The organism is Macrococcus lamae (assembly GCF_004359545.1).
GTDB classification, from domain to species: Bacteria; Bacillota; Bacilli; order Staphylococcales; family Staphylococcaceae; genus Macrococcus; species Macrococcus lamae.
In genome coordinates this window covers 1-18,090 of the sequence record NZ_SCWB01000019.1, presented here as the reverse complement: position 1 = coordinate 18,090, position 18,090 = coordinate 1, and the positions used below count along the sequence as shown (strand labels likewise).

Annotated in this window: 18 protein-coding genes, 1 tRNA gene and 1 pseudogene; 18 read left to right on the top strand and 2 right to left on the bottom strand. The window is 40.3% G+C overall.

Going from position 1 to position 18,090, the window contains the following annotated elements:
* The first annotated feature begins 144 nt into the window (after nt 1–144).
* Nucleotides 145–459: a DUF3784 domain-containing protein gene (locus tag ERX29_RS09845; protein ID WP_133444511.1), complete on the top strand. Its 315-nt coding sequence runs from the start codon at nt 145–147 to the stop codon at nt 457–459.
* Here ERX29_RS09845 and ERX29_RS09840 read toward each other — a convergent pair.
* Nucleotides 346–2,115, bottom strand: coding sequence for a RecQ family ATP-dependent DNA helicase (locus ERX29_RS09840; protein ID WP_133444510.1), 1,770 nt, complete (start codon nt 2,113–2,115; stop codon nt 346–348). The genes ERX29_RS09845 and ERX29_RS09840 overlap by 114 nt on opposite strands.
* A 527-nt stretch (nt 2,116–2,642) precedes the next feature.
* Here ERX29_RS09840 and ERX29_RS09835 point away from each other — a divergent pair.
* The 15 genes and pseudogenes from ERX29_RS09835 to ERX29_RS09765 all read left to right on the top strand — a co-directional run bounded on the left by ERX29_RS09835 (nt 2,643) and on the right by ERX29_RS09765 (nt 15,049).
* Nucleotides 2,643–4,499 (top strand): KAP family P-loop NTPase fold protein, encoded by a 1,857-nt coding sequence (locus ERX29_RS09835; protein WP_133444509.1) that lies wholly within the window; start codon nt 2,643–2,645, stop codon nt 4,497–4,499.
* A gap of 266 nt (nt 4,500–4,765) precedes the next feature.
* The gene (fmdA, locus tag ERX29_RS09830) at nt 4,766–5,953 is read left to right on the top strand and encodes a formamidase (protein WP_133444508.1); all 1,188 of its coding nucleotides are present in this window, start codon (nt 4,766–4,768) and stop codon (nt 5,951–5,953) included.
* Nucleotides 5,953–6,222 carry an FmdB family zinc ribbon protein gene (locus ERX29_RS09825; protein ID WP_133444507.1) on the top strand — a complete coding sequence of 90 codons (270 nt, stop codon included), beginning with the start codon at nt 5,953–5,955 and terminating at the stop codon, nt 6,220–6,222. The genes fmdA and ERX29_RS09825 overlap by 1 nt, the downstream gene beginning before the upstream one ends.
* A 243-nt stretch (nt 6,223–6,465) precedes the next feature.
* A pseudogene (locus ERX29_RS09820) lies at nt 6,466–6,816 on the top strand (DUF1828 domain-containing protein); the annotation flags it as partial.
* Nucleotides 6,808–7,239 carry a DUF1829 domain-containing protein gene (locus ERX29_RS09815; RefSeq protein WP_341777608.1) on the top strand — a complete coding sequence of 144 codons (432 nt, stop codon included), beginning with the start codon at nt 6,808–6,810 and terminating at the stop codon, nt 7,237–7,239. The pseudogene ERX29_RS09820 and the gene ERX29_RS09815, both read left to right, overlap by 9 nt.
* 63 nt (nt 7,240–7,302) lie before the next feature.
* Complete coding sequence (locus ERX29_RS09810; protein ID WP_133444504.1) at nt 7,303–8,346, top strand: DUF6933 domain-containing protein; 1,044 nt, start codon at nt 7,303–7,305, stop codon at nt 8,344–8,346.
* Between the two features lie 326 nt (nt 8,347–8,672).
* Nucleotides 8,673–10,475: a glutamine--fructose-6-phosphate transaminase (isomerizing) gene (gene glmS / locus ERX29_RS09805; RefSeq protein ID WP_133444503.1), complete on the top strand. Its 1,803-nt coding sequence runs from the start codon at nt 8,673–8,675 to the stop codon at nt 10,473–10,475.
* A gap of 73 nt (nt 10,476–10,548) precedes the next feature.
* Complete coding sequence (locus ERX29_RS09800; protein WP_133444502.1) at nt 10,549–11,106, top strand: helix-turn-helix domain-containing protein; 558 nt, start codon at nt 10,549–10,551, stop codon at nt 11,104–11,106.
* 76 nt (nt 11,107–11,182) lie between these two features.
* A complete protein-coding gene (locus ERX29_RS09795; protein ID WP_133444501.1) occupies nt 11,183–12,040 on the top strand; it encodes an MBL fold metallo-hydrolase in 858 nt (285 codons plus the stop codon).
* A gap of 73 nt (nt 12,041–12,113) precedes the next feature.
* Nucleotides 12,114–12,632, top strand: coding sequence for a DNA topology modulation protein (locus tag ERX29_RS09790; protein ID WP_133444500.1), 519 nt, complete (start codon nt 12,114–12,116; stop codon nt 12,630–12,632).
* Nucleotides 12,633–12,756: 124 nt separating this feature from the next.
* Nucleotides 12,757–13,314, top strand: coding sequence for a hypothetical protein (locus ERX29_RS09785; RefSeq protein WP_133444499.1), 558 nt, complete (start codon nt 12,757–12,759; stop codon nt 13,312–13,314).
* A gap of 119 nt (nt 13,315–13,433) precedes the next feature.
* Nucleotides 13,434–13,505: transfer RNA gene (locus tag ERX29_RS09780), tRNA-Val, on the top strand.
* Nucleotides 13,506–13,783: 278 nt separating this feature from the next.
* Nucleotides 13,784–14,098, top strand: coding sequence for a DUF3784 domain-containing protein (locus ERX29_RS09775; RefSeq protein WP_133444498.1), 315 nt, complete (start codon nt 13,784–13,786; stop codon nt 14,096–14,098).
* A 17-nt stretch (nt 14,099–14,115) separates the two neighbouring features.
* Nucleotides 14,116–14,685 carry a DUF805 domain-containing protein gene (locus ERX29_RS09770; RefSeq protein WP_133444497.1) on the top strand — a complete coding sequence of 190 codons (570 nt, stop codon included), beginning with the start codon at nt 14,116–14,118 and terminating at the stop codon, nt 14,683–14,685.
* A 106-nt stretch (nt 14,686–14,791) separates the two neighbouring features.
* Nucleotides 14,792–15,049 carry a type II toxin-antitoxin system Phd/YefM family antitoxin gene (locus ERX29_RS09765; protein WP_133444496.1) on the top strand — a complete coding sequence of 86 codons (258 nt, stop codon included), beginning with the start codon at nt 14,792–14,794 and terminating at the stop codon, nt 15,047–15,049.
* Nucleotides 15,050–15,190: 141 nt separating this feature from the next.
* Here the strand turns inward: ERX29_RS09765 and ERX29_RS09760 are convergent, their stop codons facing one another.
* On the bottom strand, nt 15,191–17,269 hold the full coding sequence (locus tag ERX29_RS09760; protein ID WP_133444495.1) for a RecQ family ATP-dependent DNA helicase: 2,079 nt from the start codon (nt 17,267–17,269) through the stop codon (nt 15,191–15,193).
* A 155-nt stretch (nt 17,270–17,424) separates the two neighbouring features.
* Here ERX29_RS09760 and ERX29_RS09755 point away from each other — a divergent pair, with 155 nt between their 5' ends.
* Nucleotides 17,425–17,643: a hypothetical protein gene (locus ERX29_RS09755; RefSeq protein ID WP_133444494.1), complete on the top strand. Its 219-nt coding sequence runs from the start codon at nt 17,425–17,427 to the stop codon at nt 17,641–17,643.
* A gap of 4 nt (nt 17,644–17,647) precedes the next feature.
* Nucleotides 17,648–17,899: a hypothetical protein gene (locus ERX29_RS09750; RefSeq protein WP_133444493.1), complete on the top strand. Its 252-nt coding sequence runs from the start codon at nt 17,648–17,650 to the stop codon at nt 17,897–17,899.
* Nucleotides 17,900–18,090: the final 191 nt, after the last annotated feature.

Below are 18,090 nucleotides of genomic sequence, written 5' to 3'. Positions count from 1 at the left end.
CTAAACTTAACTTTGTCACATACATTGATGACAATTTGCTGTCTTGTTTGGTGCTTTTGAAAATCGGTTTATGGAAATTAAATACACAAATACGGAAAATAAGATAAAATTGAAAAGAATAGATTAAAAAACGGAGGGAACTACATGCCGCTTGTTGTACTGATTATCATATTATTCATCCTTATACCGCTTGCTGTTATGTTTTCAATGGGGAAAGGTGCGATGCTGATCGCCGGCTACAATACGATGAGTAAAGACCAGCAGAGCCAGTATGACGAGAAGAAATTATGCCAGGGTATGGGCAAGTTTTTGTTTGTTGTCAGTGCAGCAATTATTGCACTCTATTTAGTCACCAACTTCGGACCAGAGTGGGGACCCTATGTTCTGTTTGCAGTTATCTTTGTAAGTACGATTGGATTCAATAGTTACATGTTCAGAACAAAAGTTTATAAGAAGTAGGAGGGATTTTTTACAATTATATAACGGATGCCCTATTAATTGCACGATGGACCTACAATATATATGTTGGCGGATAGATATAAATTCAATCTTCTTATTATTCGACCATCTTTTTCGTGGCTTGATGACACCGTGCAGCTGGTTCTTGTAGTCGCGGGCAGCTTCCAGATACGGATTATCATCTTTCATGACAATAAACTGGCGACCTCGGCAATGGACGCAGATACCGCAAGTCTCCTTGGCATCCGGTGCATCCAGCTCGTCTGCAATAAACTTCATATAGCAGCCGTCGTATTCAATGAAGTCCTTTAATCTTGCGAGCTCAGCTAGACGTGTCTCATTCAGCTGCTGCTGGACCTCAGCATTTCGCACAGCATCGAAGTGCTGGTTGCGGTTGAGATGATAGGTGGTCTTATCCATATAAATATAGTTATGGACATAGAGGTATTTTAAGACAGACGACAGCTTTGTAACATTCAGATTGAAATGCTGCAGAATCTCGTTGCGCTTTAGCCCCTGGTCATTGTTATGCAAGAGATCCAGAATCTGTGACAACAGCTCTGGATCTTTATTCGCACCTTCAATAAATGACTTGATGATTTCCTCGTCTTCATCACCATGCAGGAGCACTGCGAGACTAGGAGAACCATCGCGCCCGGCACGGCCAATCTGCTGATAGTAGGCAATCAGGTTCTGCGGCAGCTGGAAATGAATGACGAAACCGATATCCGATTTGTCATAACCCATACCGAGCTTTACAGTGGAGACAATCACACGTGTCTCACCGCTATGAAAAGCACTTAGAATTTCCTCGGAAATATCTTCGCCAGACTCTCCTTGTACACCTGAATAATAGGCCGGTGCAGAAATACCGTGCTGAACTAGAAACTGAGCAACAGACTCACATTCCTTTTTCGTCAGACAGTAGATAATCCCTTGCTTCTGACTTAAAAACGGATGGCGAGTCAAAGCATCCGTGATAAACGCGAGGCGTTCAACTTTGCTCTGAGACGGATTGACCTGAATAGAGATATTATCCCGAATCAAATCACCGCGAAAAACATTCAGATCGCCCAGCTGATTCTTGATATCCTCAATCACCCGGTCATTAGCCGTCGCCGTTGTACCGAGGATGGCGATATGGTCGGGAAAAGACTGCAGCAGATAGACGATACGCTGATAATCCGGACGGAAGTCATGCCCCCAGTCAGAAATCGAATGCGCCTCATCTACCACAACCATCTGTATATCAGACACAGCAGACAGCCGCTCAATAAACTCAGGACTCGATAACTTCTCAGGCGAGACAATGATCGCATCAACGTCATTGAGCCGCTTATAAATCGCATCCCAGTCCTCACGATTCTGACTGTTGATGGTCACAATATCAAGCCCGAGTTTAGATGCAGCCTCTATCTGGTTATGCATCAGAGCGAGAAGCGGGCTGATGATAATCGTCGGCCCGGCACCGCGCTCGCGCAGAATCTTCGTCGCAATAAAATAGACAATCGACTTACCCCACCCCGTCTTCTGAATGACCAGCGACTTCTCCTTATTCACAACCGCCGTAATCGCCTCAAGCTGACCCTCGCGGAACTGACTCGACTCACCATAAGTCTCTTTTAAAATCTGAACTGCACGTTCTTGAATATCCATGACGCGCCCACCTTTCTGTAATGAGTTTATTGTATCTCTAGATATGAGTGGTGTGACACATCTATTTGCAGAGATACCGTATAATTTTTTTCTATCAGCTTGGCTTTAGACAAATTACTTTCAATATGACTTAACAGAATATGGACTTTCAGATAATGAGCAAGATCATCCTGCACATTTGTGAAATTATGGGTCACAATTGTTTGATGGAAACGATATTAGAAATCTTTATTGTGGTTAATGGACTTAATAAGTCGTATTATCTCCATCTCATTTTTTTCCATATAAACCCTCATAATAAAATATTTACAAAGTAATTATACTATTTTAATAACTTAGAAGTATAATGTTTATGTAAACAATAAATTATATTGACAATTTTACTTATTAGGAGATTAAGTGTGATAAGAAGAGAAAAGCAAATTTAAAAGGTCAAAGTGGTGTGAAAGCAAAATTTATTCTAAATTTATTTGTAAGGCTTAAAAGAGAAATACTGTGAATTAAGTTTGTAAAAAGGGGAGAGTTTGATGAAAACAAGAAGAGAATATGGTTTGGGAACAAATGATACTCCAATAAGTGAAAGTAAGCATGATAAATTTGAAATCATACCATATGTTGAAGCATTGGGCGAATTTATTGAGTATTGTGAGACACCTATCACTATCGCATTACAAGGTGGTTGGGGAACAGGGAAGACATCATTTATAAACTTTATAGATAATTATCTTAGAGAAAACAACCGAGATAAGATAATTACATTTAAATTTAATACGTGGCAATATTCACAATTTAATTTAGAGCATCATATAGGCATTTCCTTTCTGAAGTATCTTATAAATGAAATTGGAGTACAAGAAAATGAAAAAGAAAGAGGAAGAATTAATAAAATTTTAAATGGACTATCGAAAGCAGTGAGTGGTGGAACTATCACTTTAGGTCCACTAGGATATACATTTCCAATAGGTAAAGATGCAGAAACTCAAGAAGATGGAAATGAGTTAACAACTTTAGACATTGCACAAATGATAAGTGTGTTGAGGAAAACTATGCAAGAAGTTGTTAATAATAGACTTTCTAGATTAGGTAAAGACGGGAGAATAGTCATCTTTATCGATGACTTAGATCGTTTATCACCAGAAATTGCAGTTAAATTATTAGAAGTGATTAAACTATTTGTTGATGTAGAAGGTTGCGTATTTGTTTTAGCGGTTGATAACAAAGTGATAGAACAAGGTGTTAAACATATAAAAAATACTTCGAATGAGAAAACTAAAAGTTTTATGGAAAAAATGATTCAAGTACCTTTTAAAATTCCAGTTGAAGTTTATAAATATGAATCATTGCTTAAAGAAAAAATAGATTTATTTAAAGATAATACGGATAACTATATCAAACCTTTGTTAGAAATAATTAAGTTTTCAGTTGGTAGCAATCCTAGAGCGATTAAAAGACTTATAAATTATTACTCATTAAATATGCGAGTGATGGCATTAGATCAAACGTTAATGAACGATAAAAAATATCAAGCTCTAATGCTTTCTGTTATTTGTATGCAATTATCTAGTCAGCCTCTATATATTTTACTTATTAAGTATAAACATGATGAAGAGAAAATATTAGAACTCATAACTCAAACAACGGAAGAAGATATATCTTTCGATAATCAGTTACATGAAGAATTAGAACATTTTAATTACGGTACTGTATATGATGAAGAGATTGAGTATAATCTTAAAAAATACGAAAGGTTTTTACAGCTAACACACGACCTTCTTAATTCACTCTATTTTAATGACGAGTCAGGGAAGTTAGGAATAAGTGAAAATGAGGAACTGTCTACTGATCATTTGACTGATTTCATTAATATTCTTGGTTATAGTGAAACGACAAGTTCTGGAGAGAAGACTGATACAATAGAGAATGTAAGAACGTTTGGTGATGAAGAAGAAATTAGTCTTCAAGATTTCTATAAAGAGAGATATAAATATAAGATTCAGAGAAAATCGATTTCTTTAAAACAGATTGATGGAAGTCTTAAGGAAAATATGGAACCGAAGTATGCTTTCAGCGTAGTAATAAGTGATTTATTAAGAGATATAAACAATCAAGAAATCTATTTAGAACGTTTATCAAATCCTCAATTTTTAATAGAGAATAACGTGCCGGAAAGCGTTGCTAAAGAAGCGGAGATAATAGAAAAGGATGATACTAAATATCCTAAGTGTGCAACAATATATATACCTGAAAAAAATAAGAAACTGAAACTCGGTTATCACTATAATGCTGAAGCGGGATTGGATGCATTATATAGAATATTGTATGCTGTAACTGAAAATGAATATGATTATAATAGATTGAAGTTTAAAGTTAGGTCGATAAAATAATAGTCAATAATAAAGATGATTATTACCAAGTTGATGTGAATTAATTATGACGATTTCTTAGTCTTCAGCATCAGTTTTACCAGAAGATTGATATTATGCGTCTTTGTCAGTTATAGTAGCATGTCAAAGTGAAAATAGATTATTGGAGACTTTGAGACAAGATTGATTTCTTGTCTTTTTTTATTTTTTAACTCCATAAAAATTGTAATTTTCAGAAAATATTACTATACTAAAAGTGTAATATTAGTTTAATAGGAGGGACTCAAATGGCGAAAAAAATCTTCGAAATCGATTTAACTAAAAAGATGCACGAACAGAAATATCCAGGACATAATAGATGGCATCCTGATATTCCGGCTGCTTTTTCTGTTGAACCTGGGGAAAGTTTCAAAATGGAATGTTTAGACTGGACGGATGGTCAGATCAGCAATAATGATGATCCAACAGATATTAAGAACGTTAATTTAAATCGTGTTCATGTTCTGAGTGGTCCGGTTTATGTTAATGGTGTTGAACCTGGTGATTTGTTAGTGGTTGATATTTTAGATATTGGTACTTTCAGTGCGCATGAGTGGGGTTTTAATGGTATTTTTGCTAAGGAAAATGGCGGTAGTTTCTTAGTGGATCATTATCCAAATGCAGCGAAGTCAATTTGGGATTTTGAAGGTATTTATGCGACGAGTCGTCATGTCCCGAATGTTAAATTTGCAGGTATTATTCACCCTGGCTTAATTGGTGTTGCACCGAGTCAGGAAATGCTGGATGAGTGGAATAGACGTGAGAAGGCATTAGTTGATACGAATCCGAATCGAGTCCCGGCATTAGCGAATTTACCAGATCCTGATTCTTGTGTACTGGGTACGTTGAAAGGCGCAGATTTTGATCGTGTGGCTAAAGAAGGTGCACGTACTGTACCACCACGTGAGAACGGTGGTAACTGTGATATTAAGAACTTATCGAAAGGTTCCAGAATTTACTTCCCTGTATTTGTTGATGGTGCTAAGCTATCTGTTGGGGATTTACATTTCTCTCAAGGTGACGGTGAGATTACTTTCTGTGGCGGTATTGAAATGCCCGGCTGGATTAAGCTTAAAGTGAATGTCATTAAAGGTGGCATGGACAAGTACAAGATTAAGAGAAATCCGGCCTTCCAACCCGGGCCAGTGATGCCGCATTATAATGAGTACTTAGTATTTGAAGGGATCTCAGTCAATGAATTTTCTGGTGACCAAACGTATTTAGATGCCAATACGGCATACAGAAATGCATGTCTCAATGCGATTGAATTCTTGAAATCATGCGGTTACACAGGTGAGCAGGCTTATATGCTACTCGGATCAGCACCCGTTCAAGGTAATGTTGCGGGTATTGTTGATGTTCCAAATGCATGTTGTACGGTTTCTTTACCTAAAGAAATCTTCTTAAATAATATTATTCCGAAGCTTGATGAATAATGCCTAAATATACATTTGTTTGCCAACGTTGCGGAGAATATGACATATGGAAATCAATGAACAGTAATTTGCAAGAAGACGCCTGCCCTGAATGTGGTGAAGTGACAAACCGGATCTATAAAAGTTTTAGAACGAATCAAATGGATTCAAAGTTATACAAAAGAATCAATTCAGGCATGACACCGAAAGTCGTTAAACGCGAAAACCTCCCAAAGAGTAATGTCAAACAACTCAATCGTAATCAAAATCCTATGCCATGGACGTTATAGGGAAGCTTACACTTTCACAGTGTAAGTTTTTTTATCAGTATGGCGTATTTTTTTATAAATAATGTATCTTCCATCTTAGATGGCTAACTTGATTGTATAACTTACCGCAGTCCTTACAGTCTACTTTGAAGATAAAGCTGGTAATATAGTTAAAGGAACTGCTGTTAAAGTTTTATGATATTATGAAAGAAATCTTTGGCTTCCTTCATCTTTGATGACATACTATAAAAAGGAGCAGCGTATATGAAAAATATCGATCAGCTGATGAATGATTATTTTTTGTTTTTGAAGAACAAATCGTCTATTAATTATCTTAATGAAGTGGTGGAGATTGAGACGCCATTCCGTAATCATATCAATGACTATATTCGCATATACGTAGAACCTCTTGAAAATAATCAATTTCGTTTATCTGACGACGGGCAGACATTAAATGAACTTGAGATGTAGTTGATTGATTTTAAGAATGAGACGCGACAAAGAATTATTTCACATACACTCAAACAATTTAATTTAAGCATGGCTGATAATGAAATATATATTGATACAGATGCAAGACACTTTGCACAGAGCAAGCATGATTTAATGCAAGGCATTTTGAAAATTTATGATTTGACTATGACTACTAAGAGTAATGTTTCTAATTTGTTTGTCGACGAAGTGTTGTCTTATTTTGAGGAAAAAGAAATATATGGTTCATATAATCAAAGTCTGACCGGAACGACTGGCATCAATTATAAAATTAACTTTGTGATCAATCCTCGTAAGCATAAGCCAGAGATCCTGATTGATTTCGTGAACGACCTGAATTTCAATGTCTTTACTACGGATGCCTTTAAATACAAGGATGTCGTCAATGAACGTTATCATCTGGAAGGAATCAAGCCCGTTTATAAGATAATTGCCAATGACGAGGATAATAAGCTATCAGATAAAGTTTTAATGGCTGCTCGCAGTGAAGATATAGAAATTGTCAGATGGTCGGACAAAGCAAAGGTGGCGGCTATTGTTGATTGATGTCAATGATGTCCATCTTCCCGATGACCAACCTGCAAATCCACCCCAGAAACGAGGAATTCGATGATCATCAATCCTACTAAGAAGACCTTGCCACTGTTCAATCAGTTAACGCCGAGCACAAGTAGACTAGAGGCGGAAAGTGCCGCTGCTGCTAATCCGCTGTATTCATGGCATGCGACTTATATCAACGTCGACCGTAAGAAAGTGCTTGTTCTCGTCAATGACCTGACTTATACGCCGGTGATTATTACGGACGTTAAGGCGCAGGATAGAAAACAATTGGATGTGCTGATTGAACAGGGGATTAGACAGCAGTTCAATGCAGTGCTGCATGACCCGGATAATATTGAACGGTATTTAACCAATGCCAGGACGCTGGAAGTGAATACAGCTTATAATCGTTCGGTTATCAGTGCGGTTAATCAGTATGTCAAGCTGCTGTCCTACCAGCACATTGATTTAACGGAGCGATTTCCTCAGCCATTGATGGACAAGCTCAGCGACTATCCGTTTCTGAAGCCGGAATATCGTACGGGCAAGTCAGCCCTGAAGCAAGCGTTCAAAGCGCATATTAAATTGAGACCTGTCGTGCCACTCGAACACCAGAAGATGACACGATACAAAGTGACGCGCACGTGGCAGCCGTTCTCTCACTGGGATGACTACGCAGCGAACGGAGGCTGGTTTGAGGGCTATGAGACGATTGCTGCAGAGGTTCAAGACAATAATCAGAAGCTGCTCGAGTCATTCCGCCATTATTTGATCAATCACGATAAAATGACGGAGCAGACAGCTTCCGAACACGTAGAAAATATCGCCTTTTTCGTCGACGTCTATCTGCTGAATTACGGCATCAGAACGCCAGTGACTGATATGCGTGACCCGTATGATTTCCTGGATGACTTCCTCGTTCGGAAGGCGCTATGGGTGGGAAGTAAGGAAGTCAGACAGTTCGGCACATCGCTGAGACGCTTCTATACCTTTTTGTTCGCAGCACGGGAAATTACAAAACACGAGCGTGACTTTGCCAAGGAAGGCATCAGTTATGGTGTCGAAGAAGCGCTGCAGCGGCTAGAGCACATGACGGATGATTTTTGGGACTGAGTCATTAATGAAGAGAAAAAGTCCGGAAATCTCCACCCTTGTTTGAATTATGAAAAAATAGTACAATTAATAAAGTTTAGCAGAACAGGAGGATTAAAGGAGTAATAAGGGATACAGCGCCAGAACAGTGGATACTGTTGACGAGGAGAATGGTTATCGAACTTTCGGCGGATGCCATTCCGGACATGCTTATTCGATAGCTGATCGTTAAATCTGCCAGGTGACTGGTGGCACAAAGACGTCAGCGCAAGCAAATACTCTAAACTGACATACTGAAATACACATTTATAAAATATGGCATAAGCCAGCAATCGGAGGAAATCATTATGTGTGGTATCGTTGGATATATTGGAACAGAAGATGCAAAGGAAATTTTATTAAAAGGTCTTGAGAAATTAGAGTACCGTGGTTATGATTCAGCGGGTATCGCTGTCCGTAACGGTGAAGATGTACGTGTCTACAAAGAAAAAGGTCGGATCGCTGAACTGCGCAAAGTCGTTGATTCATCATTCGAAACTTCTACTGGTATCGGTCATACACGCTGGGCGACGCATGGTGTACCGAATCATGTGAACTCTCACCCGCATCAATCAGAATCTGAGCGTTTCACATTAGTGCATAACGGTGTGATCGAGAACTACGAGCAGCTTAAAAAAGAGTATTTATCAGATGTGACATTCAAATCAGATACAGACACTGAGATCATCGTGCAGTTAGTAGAACATTTCGCGAAAGAAGGCATGGCTACTGAAGAAGCATTCGTCGCAGTTCTGAAATTATTGCACGGGTCTTATGCATTAGGTTTACTCGATAAAGAAAATCCTGACGTGATTTATGTAGCAAAAAACAAATCACCGTTACTTGTCGGTCTTGGCGAAGGATTCAACGTCATCGCATCAGACGCTATGGCGATGCTGCAAGTGACAGACACATACGTTGAACTTGTTGATGGTGAAATCGTGCTTGTCACTAAAGACAGTGTGACAATTAAGGATGTTGAAGGTAACGTCATTGAACGTGCGCCTTACAAAGCTGAAATCGATGCATCTGATATAGAGAAAGGCACTTATGCACACTATATGTTGAAAGAAATCCACGAACAACCAGGCGTAATGCGTAAAATCATTCAGGAATATCAGGATGCTGATGGCGCGCTTAAAGTAGATGCTGACATCATCCAGGCTGTACGTCAGGTTGACCGCATCTATATCGTTGCATGTGGAACGTCTTACAATGCTGGTCTTGTCGGTAAAGAATACCTTGAGAAATGGGCGAAGGTTCCGACAGAAGTTCACGTGGCAAGTGAGTTCGTTTACAATATGCCGTTATTATCTGAGAAGCCATTGTTCATCTTCATTTCTCAGTCAGGTGAAACAGCAGACAGCCGTGCCGTCCTTGTCGCGGTCAAAGAGCTGGGTCATACAGCACTGACAATCACAAACGTGCCAGGTTCTACGTTATCCCGTGAAGCGGATCATACATTGATTCTTCATGCGGGTCCAGAGATTGCAGTAGCATCAACTAAAGCTTATACAGCACAGATTGCAGTTCTTGCGATTTTAGCTCAAGTTGTCGCAAAAGATGCCGGCCACGAAGCAGATATCGACTTGCTGCCTGAACTTGCAAAAGTGACAGCGGCGATCACAACTGTTGTCGACGACGCACCACGCATGGAAGAAATTGCACGTGAATTCCTTGCAACAACGCGTAATGCATTCTTCATCGGCCGTACAATGGACTATTATGTAGGCGTTGAAGGATCATTGAAACTGAAAGAAATCTCTTACATCCAGGCAGAGGGCTTTGCCGGCGGTGAATTGAAACATGGTACAATCGCGTTGATTGAAGAAGGCACGCCTGTTATTGCACTTGCAACACAGGAAGCAGTGAACTTATCAATCCGCGGTAACGTGAAGGAAGTTGTCGCACGTGGTGCGAATCCATGTATCATTACAATGAGCGGTCTTGAGCAGGAAGGCGATACTTACGTCATTCCAGCTGTTCATGAAATGCTCGCGCCACTTGTTTCAGTCGTAACGACTCAGCTGATTGCGTACTACGCAGCACTTCATAGAGACTGTGACGTTGACAAACCGCGTAACTTAGCGAAATCAGTAACAGTAGAATAATTGATAGATAACATAAAACAGGCGATCAGGCGATCTTAGTAGATCGCCTGTTTTTTAAGGAGGATGATTTGTCATGAAAGAGATCCATGAAATAGTGGCGATTAACTTAAAAGCTTACCGTAATGCCCATCAGTTGACGCTCGGTAATGTCTCTCATCTAACAGGAGTGAGTAAGACGATGCTCGGTCAGATTGAACGTCAGGAATCGATTCCTACCATCACGACATTGTGGAAGATTGTAAACGGTCTGAAGATTCCATTCACTGAACTGATTCGTGAGCCTGAAGAAGGTATTACTATCAGGAAGAAAACAGAACTCAAGGAAGTGCAGATGGACGAAGGGAAGTATCGTGTTTATCCGTATTTTTCGTATGACCAGAAAAAGCCGGTTGAAATAGATATGATAGAAATTGAAGCAGGAGGATACTTCGCTGCTAAACCTCATAGACCAGGGACAACAGAGTATATCACTGTCTATGACGGAGCACTGGAACTGATGATCGGTGAGGAGCGGTTTCATCTGGCAGCGGAAGAATCGATATCATTTCATGCAGACGTTCATCATACCTATCATAACCCCGGCAATCAATTGACACGTCTGAATATAGTCATTCATTACCCTGGTAAATAATGAGTGTCGGCCTGTGATTAATTCTGAATTTATTGGGAATAATGAAAGAGCGACATTTCAGAAGGGGGAAAGCTATATGAAACAACCTATGCAATACGGTAAAGATTACAAATCTATTCCAGTCACTTCACTTTCAAGCGGACGTACGAAACAAGTGCTTCCTGACTTGTTCAGCCATACGACTCAAATTGCTAATGTCTATTTTGTAGGACATCCGTCATCGAAGGAATTTGTACTTGTTGACGGAGGTCTTCCGAACAGTGCTACGCAGATTAAGATGGCAGCAGAAGATATTTACGGAAAAGGCGCGAGACCGAAAGCCATCATATTGACACATGGTCACTTTGATCATGTCGGCTCTATCATTGAACTTGTTCATGACTGGCAAGTACCGGTCATCGCACATCCTCGTGAGATTCCGTTTCTGACAGGCAAGGAATACTATGAGTCTCCGGATCCGAGTGTCGGCGGTGGACTTGCTGCCCGGATGTCATTCATGTTTCCGAAGCGGCCGATCAATCTGCAGGACAACGTCTATGCACTTCCTGAAGATGGCACTGTGCCTTTTATGCCGGGATTCCAGTGGATTCATACACCTGGTCATACGCCAGGTCATGTGTCATTCTTCAGACCAGCTGACCGCGTTCTGATTGCAGGCGATGCGTTCGTCAATGTAAAGCAGGAATCGCTGCGTAAAGTATTTCTGCAGACAGAAGAGTTAAACGGTCCGCCGAAATATTTCACACCAGACTGGGTCTCTGCACGAGAATCAGTGAGACGACTTGCAGCACTGAAGCCACGTGTTGCAGTCACTGGGCATGGCAAGGAAATCGTCGGTGAATATTTGGAGCATCACCTTGATTATCTTGCAGAAAACTTTGATATCATGGCAATCCCGAAAGATGGGCGTTACGTCAGACGGATGAACCGCTAAATTTCTCAGCACAGGAGATTCTCCTGTGTTTTTTTGTGTTATAATATTCCGACATGTGATGAGGAGGGATATGATGGAACGAATCATGATTATCGGTTCAGGTGGGTCAGGGAAATCCACACTCGCGAGAACGCTGGGGCGCCGCTTAGAGATTCCAGTCATTCATCTGGACGCCCATATGTGGAAACCGAACTGGAACATAACGACTAAGGAAGAGCAGCGGGTCATTCAGCAGCAGCTCCTGCAAGACGACAAATGGATCATCGACGGTAACTATTCAAGTACATTTGACGTGCGGATAGCGCGCGCCGACACGATTATCTTTCTCGACATTAACCGGCGTATCACAGTCTATCAGGCCATCAAGCGCTACTTGACGCATCGAAATCAAGTTCGACCGGATATGGCAGAAGGCTGTGTCGAGAAAATTGACCGCGAGTTCCTGAGCTGGATCTGGAATTTCCCGCGTGACAAACGGCCAGGAATCATGAAGATGCTGGAGACAGTCGAGTCGAGCAAAAAAGTGATTATATTGAGGACACCTCGACAAATTGCGACGTTTCTTGAGACAGTAGGAACTACTAAGAATTAGATAATTGCATCAAACCACAAGTCCGTTTGATGCAATTATTTATTTACAAAATATTTCAATTAAACATTTTATTTTACATTAATTCCTTTTATACTAGAGTTATTAACGGTAAAGGGGAATGACAATGAAAAAGTTAACTGCAATTATAGTAATGCTGATGATGCTGCTGGCACTGACACTGCCTGCTGAAGCGGCAAGTAAAGCGCCGGGACTTCCGAACTTGAAATCTGAGAAGACCATCACTGCGATGAAAAAAGGGACAAAGACCTTCAATGGAGTAAAACTCGGCGATACTGTTACAACGGCTAAAGCTAAATGGGGCAAACCAGCATATGCATATACGAGCATCAATAAATACTATGATTATGGGCTGACTTACGATATCGAGACAGATGATGATTATGATACACACGAAATCTACTTCACAGGAAAACGCGGTGTCACAAAAGCGAACTACAAACTGAATTACATTGAGTACAGCGGATCAAGCTTGAACTTCAAATACAAGGACATGCTGCGCTACTGGAAGAAAGCAGATTTCACTTATATCAGTGGAGAAACAGAAAACTATATTTACGGTCAGACTATCTTAGTCTATGACGAAAACGACGGTGCGTTCATGGGTTATAAATACGCTGATAAAGCGACGATCACTGCAATTAAGAAAGCATTTTCCAAGTAATGATGAAGAAATCACTTCGGTGATTTCTTTTATTATGAAAGATGCTCATAAGATTTTCTTCCAGGAGTATTGGCGAACGATTCAGGAAGTGCTATAATAAATTCACATTCATTATATTCGCACTCTTAGTTCAGCGGGAGAATACTTGCTCGACAAGCAAGGGGTCGGCGGTTCGAATCCGTCAGGGTGCATTATGAAAACCACTTATCGCTATGATAAGTGGTTTTTTATGGAAAACTAAACTTCTTCTATAGAAACTTTTTGCGTAAGGCAAGAATGGCAAACACGATGAGCGCAAGCACTAATAGGTTAATTAATAGACCGATGGGTGAGACGAATAATAACATGATAAAATCCTCCTGTAATTGTAGATTGAATAAATCATAGCAGTTTTCTGAAAATTAAAATACACAAATCTGGAAAATAAGATAAAATTAAAGAGAATATACTAAACATCGGAGGGATCAACGTGCCTTTAATTGTTCTAATCATCATACTCCTTTTTCTTGTACCGCTTGCCATCATGTTCTCTATGGGCAAAGGTGCCATGCTGATATCCGGCTACAGTACGATGAGTAAAGAAAAGCAGAGTCAATATGACGAGAAGAAGCTATGCCAAGGAATGAGCAGATTTCTATATGTTGTGATAGCGTTGATGATCGCATTATATTTAGTTGATAACTTCGGACCGAACTGGGGATTGTATGTCTTGTTCGCAATAATATTTTTCGGTGCAGTTGGATTTAATATTTACTTGTTCAAATCCAGGACTTATAAGAAGTAGGATTAAAGGAGGTGGCTATGATGAACGATCACACGATGAGCATTTGGCAGGCATATAAGAGCTACTGGCGGAATGGTGTAGACTTTCAGGGGAGAGCAAGACGGAAGGAATACTGGGTGCCTGTGCTGATCAATGCACTCATAGGCATTGTGACTACAGTACTGTTATACTTAGCTCTGATTTCTTCTTCGTCCGATCTTCAGCCAGGTGAATTACCGCCAATTATGTTTATCTTACCGCTGTTTTATGGATTTTTATTATTGTTCTCACTGGCTAAGCTGCTGCCTGATTTATCAGTCGCAGTCAGAAGAATGCATGATATCGGCAAATCAGGATGGTATACTCTCATACCTATCGTTCAGCCCTTTATCTTTATGGTTATCGTTTTCATCATCAACATCGCAACGTTTCGTACTACACCAGAACCAGAGACAATGTCAGATACTGTCCTGCTGGTCTTGTTCGGCCTCGTTGCTCTTGTGACCATTGGCATATATATCTGGTACTTCATTATGCTGGTGACCCCGTCAGAACCGCACACGAACCGGTGGGGTGTGAATCCATATCAAAGAAGTAATGAACAGTGACGGGAAATTAATAACTGATAATAAAAGCTTGTTTATAAAATGATTAAATGAATGCTGTTTTTCATATATATCTTTACGCACGTTATTATGTATTCGAGGTGAAGAGATGGATATTATGACACCTGATAAAGTACGTGAAAATTTCTATGAAGTTTTAAAACAAGTGAATAATACCTATCAACCCATAATTATTAATGGAACAAAAAAAGAAGATAGTGCTGTCATCGTTAGTCTTGATTATTGGAATAGCATACAGGAAACAATGTATTTAGAAACATCGGGTACTTTAAAGACGGTGAGAATGAGAGAGAAAGATGGCTCAGGTTTTACCAATGTCGATAATATTGACTGGAACATTCTGTGATGGTTTTTATATTATATGGGACATTGAGAAGAGGATTTGCGGTTGAAAGTCCCATAAAACGATAATATGAGACTTTCACGTTATTTTTCAACAGTGAAAGTCTCATATTTTCTGATCCATTTTCTTTTATAAAGATAAATTCTAGTCACTACTTCCCGTATTCACCAATGCGAATGGATAAACATGAGCTGCACCTTGTTCCAGCAGCAGACTGGCAGCAACGGTCATCGTCCATCGTGAATCGACGAGGTCATCAATCAGTAGAACGTTCTTCTCTTGGATAAATTCCGCCTGGTTAACTTTAAGATAATCCCGCACGTTCTGTTCCTGCATCATCGAGTTGTGCATGTCTCTCTGCGATACACCTTTAGCTGTTTTCAAGAGGGCTTCTTCGTCGTACTGGATGCCATGCTGATCTGCTATCTTTTTTGCAAGATCGCTGATAAGATCCGGTCTTCGCATGCTCGGTACTCCGACAATCACATCAATATCATTCGCTTCAATATGCTCTTTCAAAAACTGACTGATGGTTGTGACTGTCTTGTCTGAGAAATGTCCTTGCTCACGCTCTAGCATAAACCGCCTGCCGATCGGTGAGTAAGGGTCAACAGTATATGTCCAGCCTTCTCGAAACTGCAAATTGTCGTCAATCTTCTTGTTATTCGACCAGCGTTTGCGTGGGGCAATCACACCGTGCAGCTTATTTTTATAGTCTTTAGCCGGCTCGAGATAAGGATTATCCTCTGACAGCGTCACAAATTGTCTTCCTCTGCAGTGCACACAGATTCCGCAGCGCTCTTTCACATCCGGTGCGTCCAGTTCATCAGCGATAAACTTCATATAGCAGCCGTCATAACTGATAAATCGTTTCAGATTATCCAGCTCAGCAAGCCTTGTCATGTTCAACTGCTGCTGTACATGAGCATTTCGGGCCGCGTCAAATGGCTGCTTCGGATTAAGATAATACTTGTTCTTCTCCATATAAATATAGTTATGGACAAAGAGATACTTCAGCACGGCACTGAGCTTAGTGACACTTAAATTAAAATGCTGCAGAATCTCGTTACGTTTCAGTCCATCCTTGCTGTCGCCGATAATTTCTAGAATCTGCTGCAGCAGTTCCGGATCCTTGTTCGCACTGTCAATGAATGACTTGATGATCTCCTCGTCCTCATCACCGTGCAGCAAAATCGCAAGTGCCGACGAACCATCCCGTCCCGCACGACCAATCTGCTGGTAGTAGGCAATCAAGTTCTGCGGCAGTTGAAAATGAATGACAAAGCCGATATCCGACTTATCATAACCCATGCCGAGCTTGACCGTCGAGACAATCACACGCGTCGCACCTGTATGGAAGTCGTTCAGCATTGCCTCGGAAATATCCTCGCTGAACTCATTTTGTACCCCGGAATAATATCTTGCAGCTGAAATGCCGTTCTGAATAAGAAAATCCGTAACAGAATCACATTCCTTCTTTGTTAAACAATAAATAATCCCTTGATTCTCACTCAAGAAAGGATGACGCGTCAAAGCATCCGTAATAAAAGCCAGCCGCTCAACCTTACTCTGTGATGGATTGACCTGGATGGAAATATTATCACGGATCAAGTCACCACGGAAGACATTCAAATCGCCTAACTGATCCTTAATATCCTGAATCACCCGGTCATTGGCCGTCGCCGTCGTGCCGAGAATCGCGATGTGGTCGGGGAAGCTCTTTAATAAGTAGACAATACGCTGATAATCCGGCCTGAAATCGTGACCCCAGTCAGAAATCGAATGCGCCTCATCGACGACCACCATCTCAATATCAGAAACGGTCGAGAGCTTGTCAATGAACTCCGTATTCGACAGCTTTTCAGGTGAGACAATAATCGCATCAACCGTATGGAACGATGCATAGATTGCCTCCCAGTCATCACGATTGTTACTGTTAATCGTCACCACATTAAGACCGAGCTTTTCAGCCGCTTCAATCTGATTGTGCATCAGTGCAAGAAGCGGACTGATAATAATCGTCGGCCCCGCACCACGCTCGCGCAGAATCTTAGTCGCAATGAAATACACAATCGACTTACCCCAGCCCGTCTTCTGAATCACCAGCGTCTTCTCTTTATTCACCACCGCCGTAATCGCTTCAAGCTGACCCTCGCGGAATTCACTTGCCTCGCCGTAGGTATCTTTTAAAATTTGTGTAGCGCGTTCTTGAATTGAGTTCATGGTAGACCTCCCTTAAGATTATTGTACTAGAAAATGTCTCTAAATATTAAATTGAAAGCAAGACCAAACATCATTTCTATTAAAAATATCTACTAATATCACTAATTACTGTAAAATGATAATTAACATAGCATCTAGATAAAGGAGAGATCACAGTGCTGAAATTACCAGATATCACAGACAAACAAATTATTGAACAGATGAAAGAAGGAACGTTTAACTATAACGGAATCAAATATGGCTCCACATATAAAGAAGTGCTTAAACAGATAGGGAAACCCCCAGTTAAAGAACCTTCAACGGATTATCCTACAACATTTGGGTCTGACTATGGGAATAAGAGTCATTCAGTACGTTATCGTTTGACAGAATAGAAAAATGAAAGAAGAAAGACCTTATACTGTTGCATTTGACTACAATCAACTGGACATGACGATAGATTTTGACACAAAGACGATACGAAAATTAGAGGGCGAGCCTCGGAAAGATCAGCCCGACTGGGATGAGGAAAGTGATTTTAAGACGTATCGCTACCGTTATGGCTATATATACTTTAATAAATATAAGAAACTATTTGCAATTTCTTATTATGATAAAAAGTTGATGAAGAAGTGGGAGGATGATTACTGAAGGGGCGTAGATAGGATAATAATTTAAAACTATGAAAACTGAATATGTTATAAATACTCTCAGCATGTTAATGGCAAAACTAAAATGTAGGAAAACGGCAATTTAAAATTGTTGGTTTTCCTACATTTTTTAGTATGCTTTTCTCATGCTTTCAAGGAGGATTTCATGAGAAAAGATATACGAGAAGGAGT

Coding starts and splice junctions, on each gene's coding strand:
- ERX29_RS09810 (WP_133444504.1), top strand. CDS start 7,303: ATGATCATCAATCCTACTAAGAAGACCTTGCCACTGTTCAATCAGTTA.
- ERX29_RS09760 (WP_133444495.1), bottom strand. CDS start 17,269: ATGAACTCAATTCAAGAACGCGCTACACAAATTTTAAAAGATACCTAC.
- ERX29_RS09845 (WP_133444511.1), top strand. CDS start 145: ATGCCGCTTGTTGTACTGATTATCATATTATTCATCCTTATACCGCTT.
- glmS (WP_133444503.1), top strand. CDS start 8,673: ATGTGTGGTATCGTTGGATATATTGGAACAGAAGATGCAAAGGAAATT.
- ERX29_RS09790 (WP_133444500.1), top strand. CDS start 12,114: ATGGAACGAATCATGATTATCGGTTCAGGTGGGTCAGGGAAATCCACA.
- ERX29_RS09800 (WP_133444502.1), top strand. CDS start 10,549: ATGAAAGAGATCCATGAAATAGTGGCGATTAACTTAAAAGCTTACCGT.
- ERX29_RS09750 (WP_133444493.1), top strand. CDS start 17,648: ATGAAAGAAGAAAGACCTTATACTGTTGCATTTGACTACAATCAACTG.
- ERX29_RS09840 (WP_133444510.1), bottom strand. CDS start 2,115: ATGGATATTCAAGAACGTGCAGTTCAGATTTTAAAAGAGACTTATGGT.
- ERX29_RS09785 (WP_133444499.1), top strand. CDS start 12,757: ATGAAAAAGTTAACTGCAATTATAGTAATGCTGATGATGCTGCTGGCA.
- ERX29_RS09815 (WP_341777608.1), top strand. CDS start 6,808: ATGCAAGGCATTTTGAAAATTTATGATTTGACTATGACTACTAAGAGT.
- ERX29_RS09765 (WP_133444496.1), top strand. CDS start 14,792: ATGGATATTATGACACCTGATAAAGTACGTGAAAATTTCTATGAAGTT.
- ERX29_RS09770 (WP_133444497.1), top strand. CDS start 14,116: ATGATGAACGATCACACGATGAGCATTTGGCAGGCATATAAGAGCTAC.
- ERX29_RS09835 (WP_133444509.1), top strand. CDS start 2,643: ATGAAAACAAGAAGAGAATATGGTTTGGGAACAAATGATACTCCAATA.
- ERX29_RS09795 (WP_133444501.1), top strand. CDS start 11,183: ATGAAACAACCTATGCAATACGGTAAAGATTACAAATCTATTCCAGTC.
- fmdA (WP_133444508.1), top strand. CDS start 4,766: ATGGCGAAAAAAATCTTCGAAATCGATTTAACTAAAAAGATGCACGAA.
- ERX29_RS09825 (WP_133444507.1), top strand. CDS start 5,953: ATGCCTAAATATACATTTGTTTGCCAACGTTGCGGAGAATATGACATA.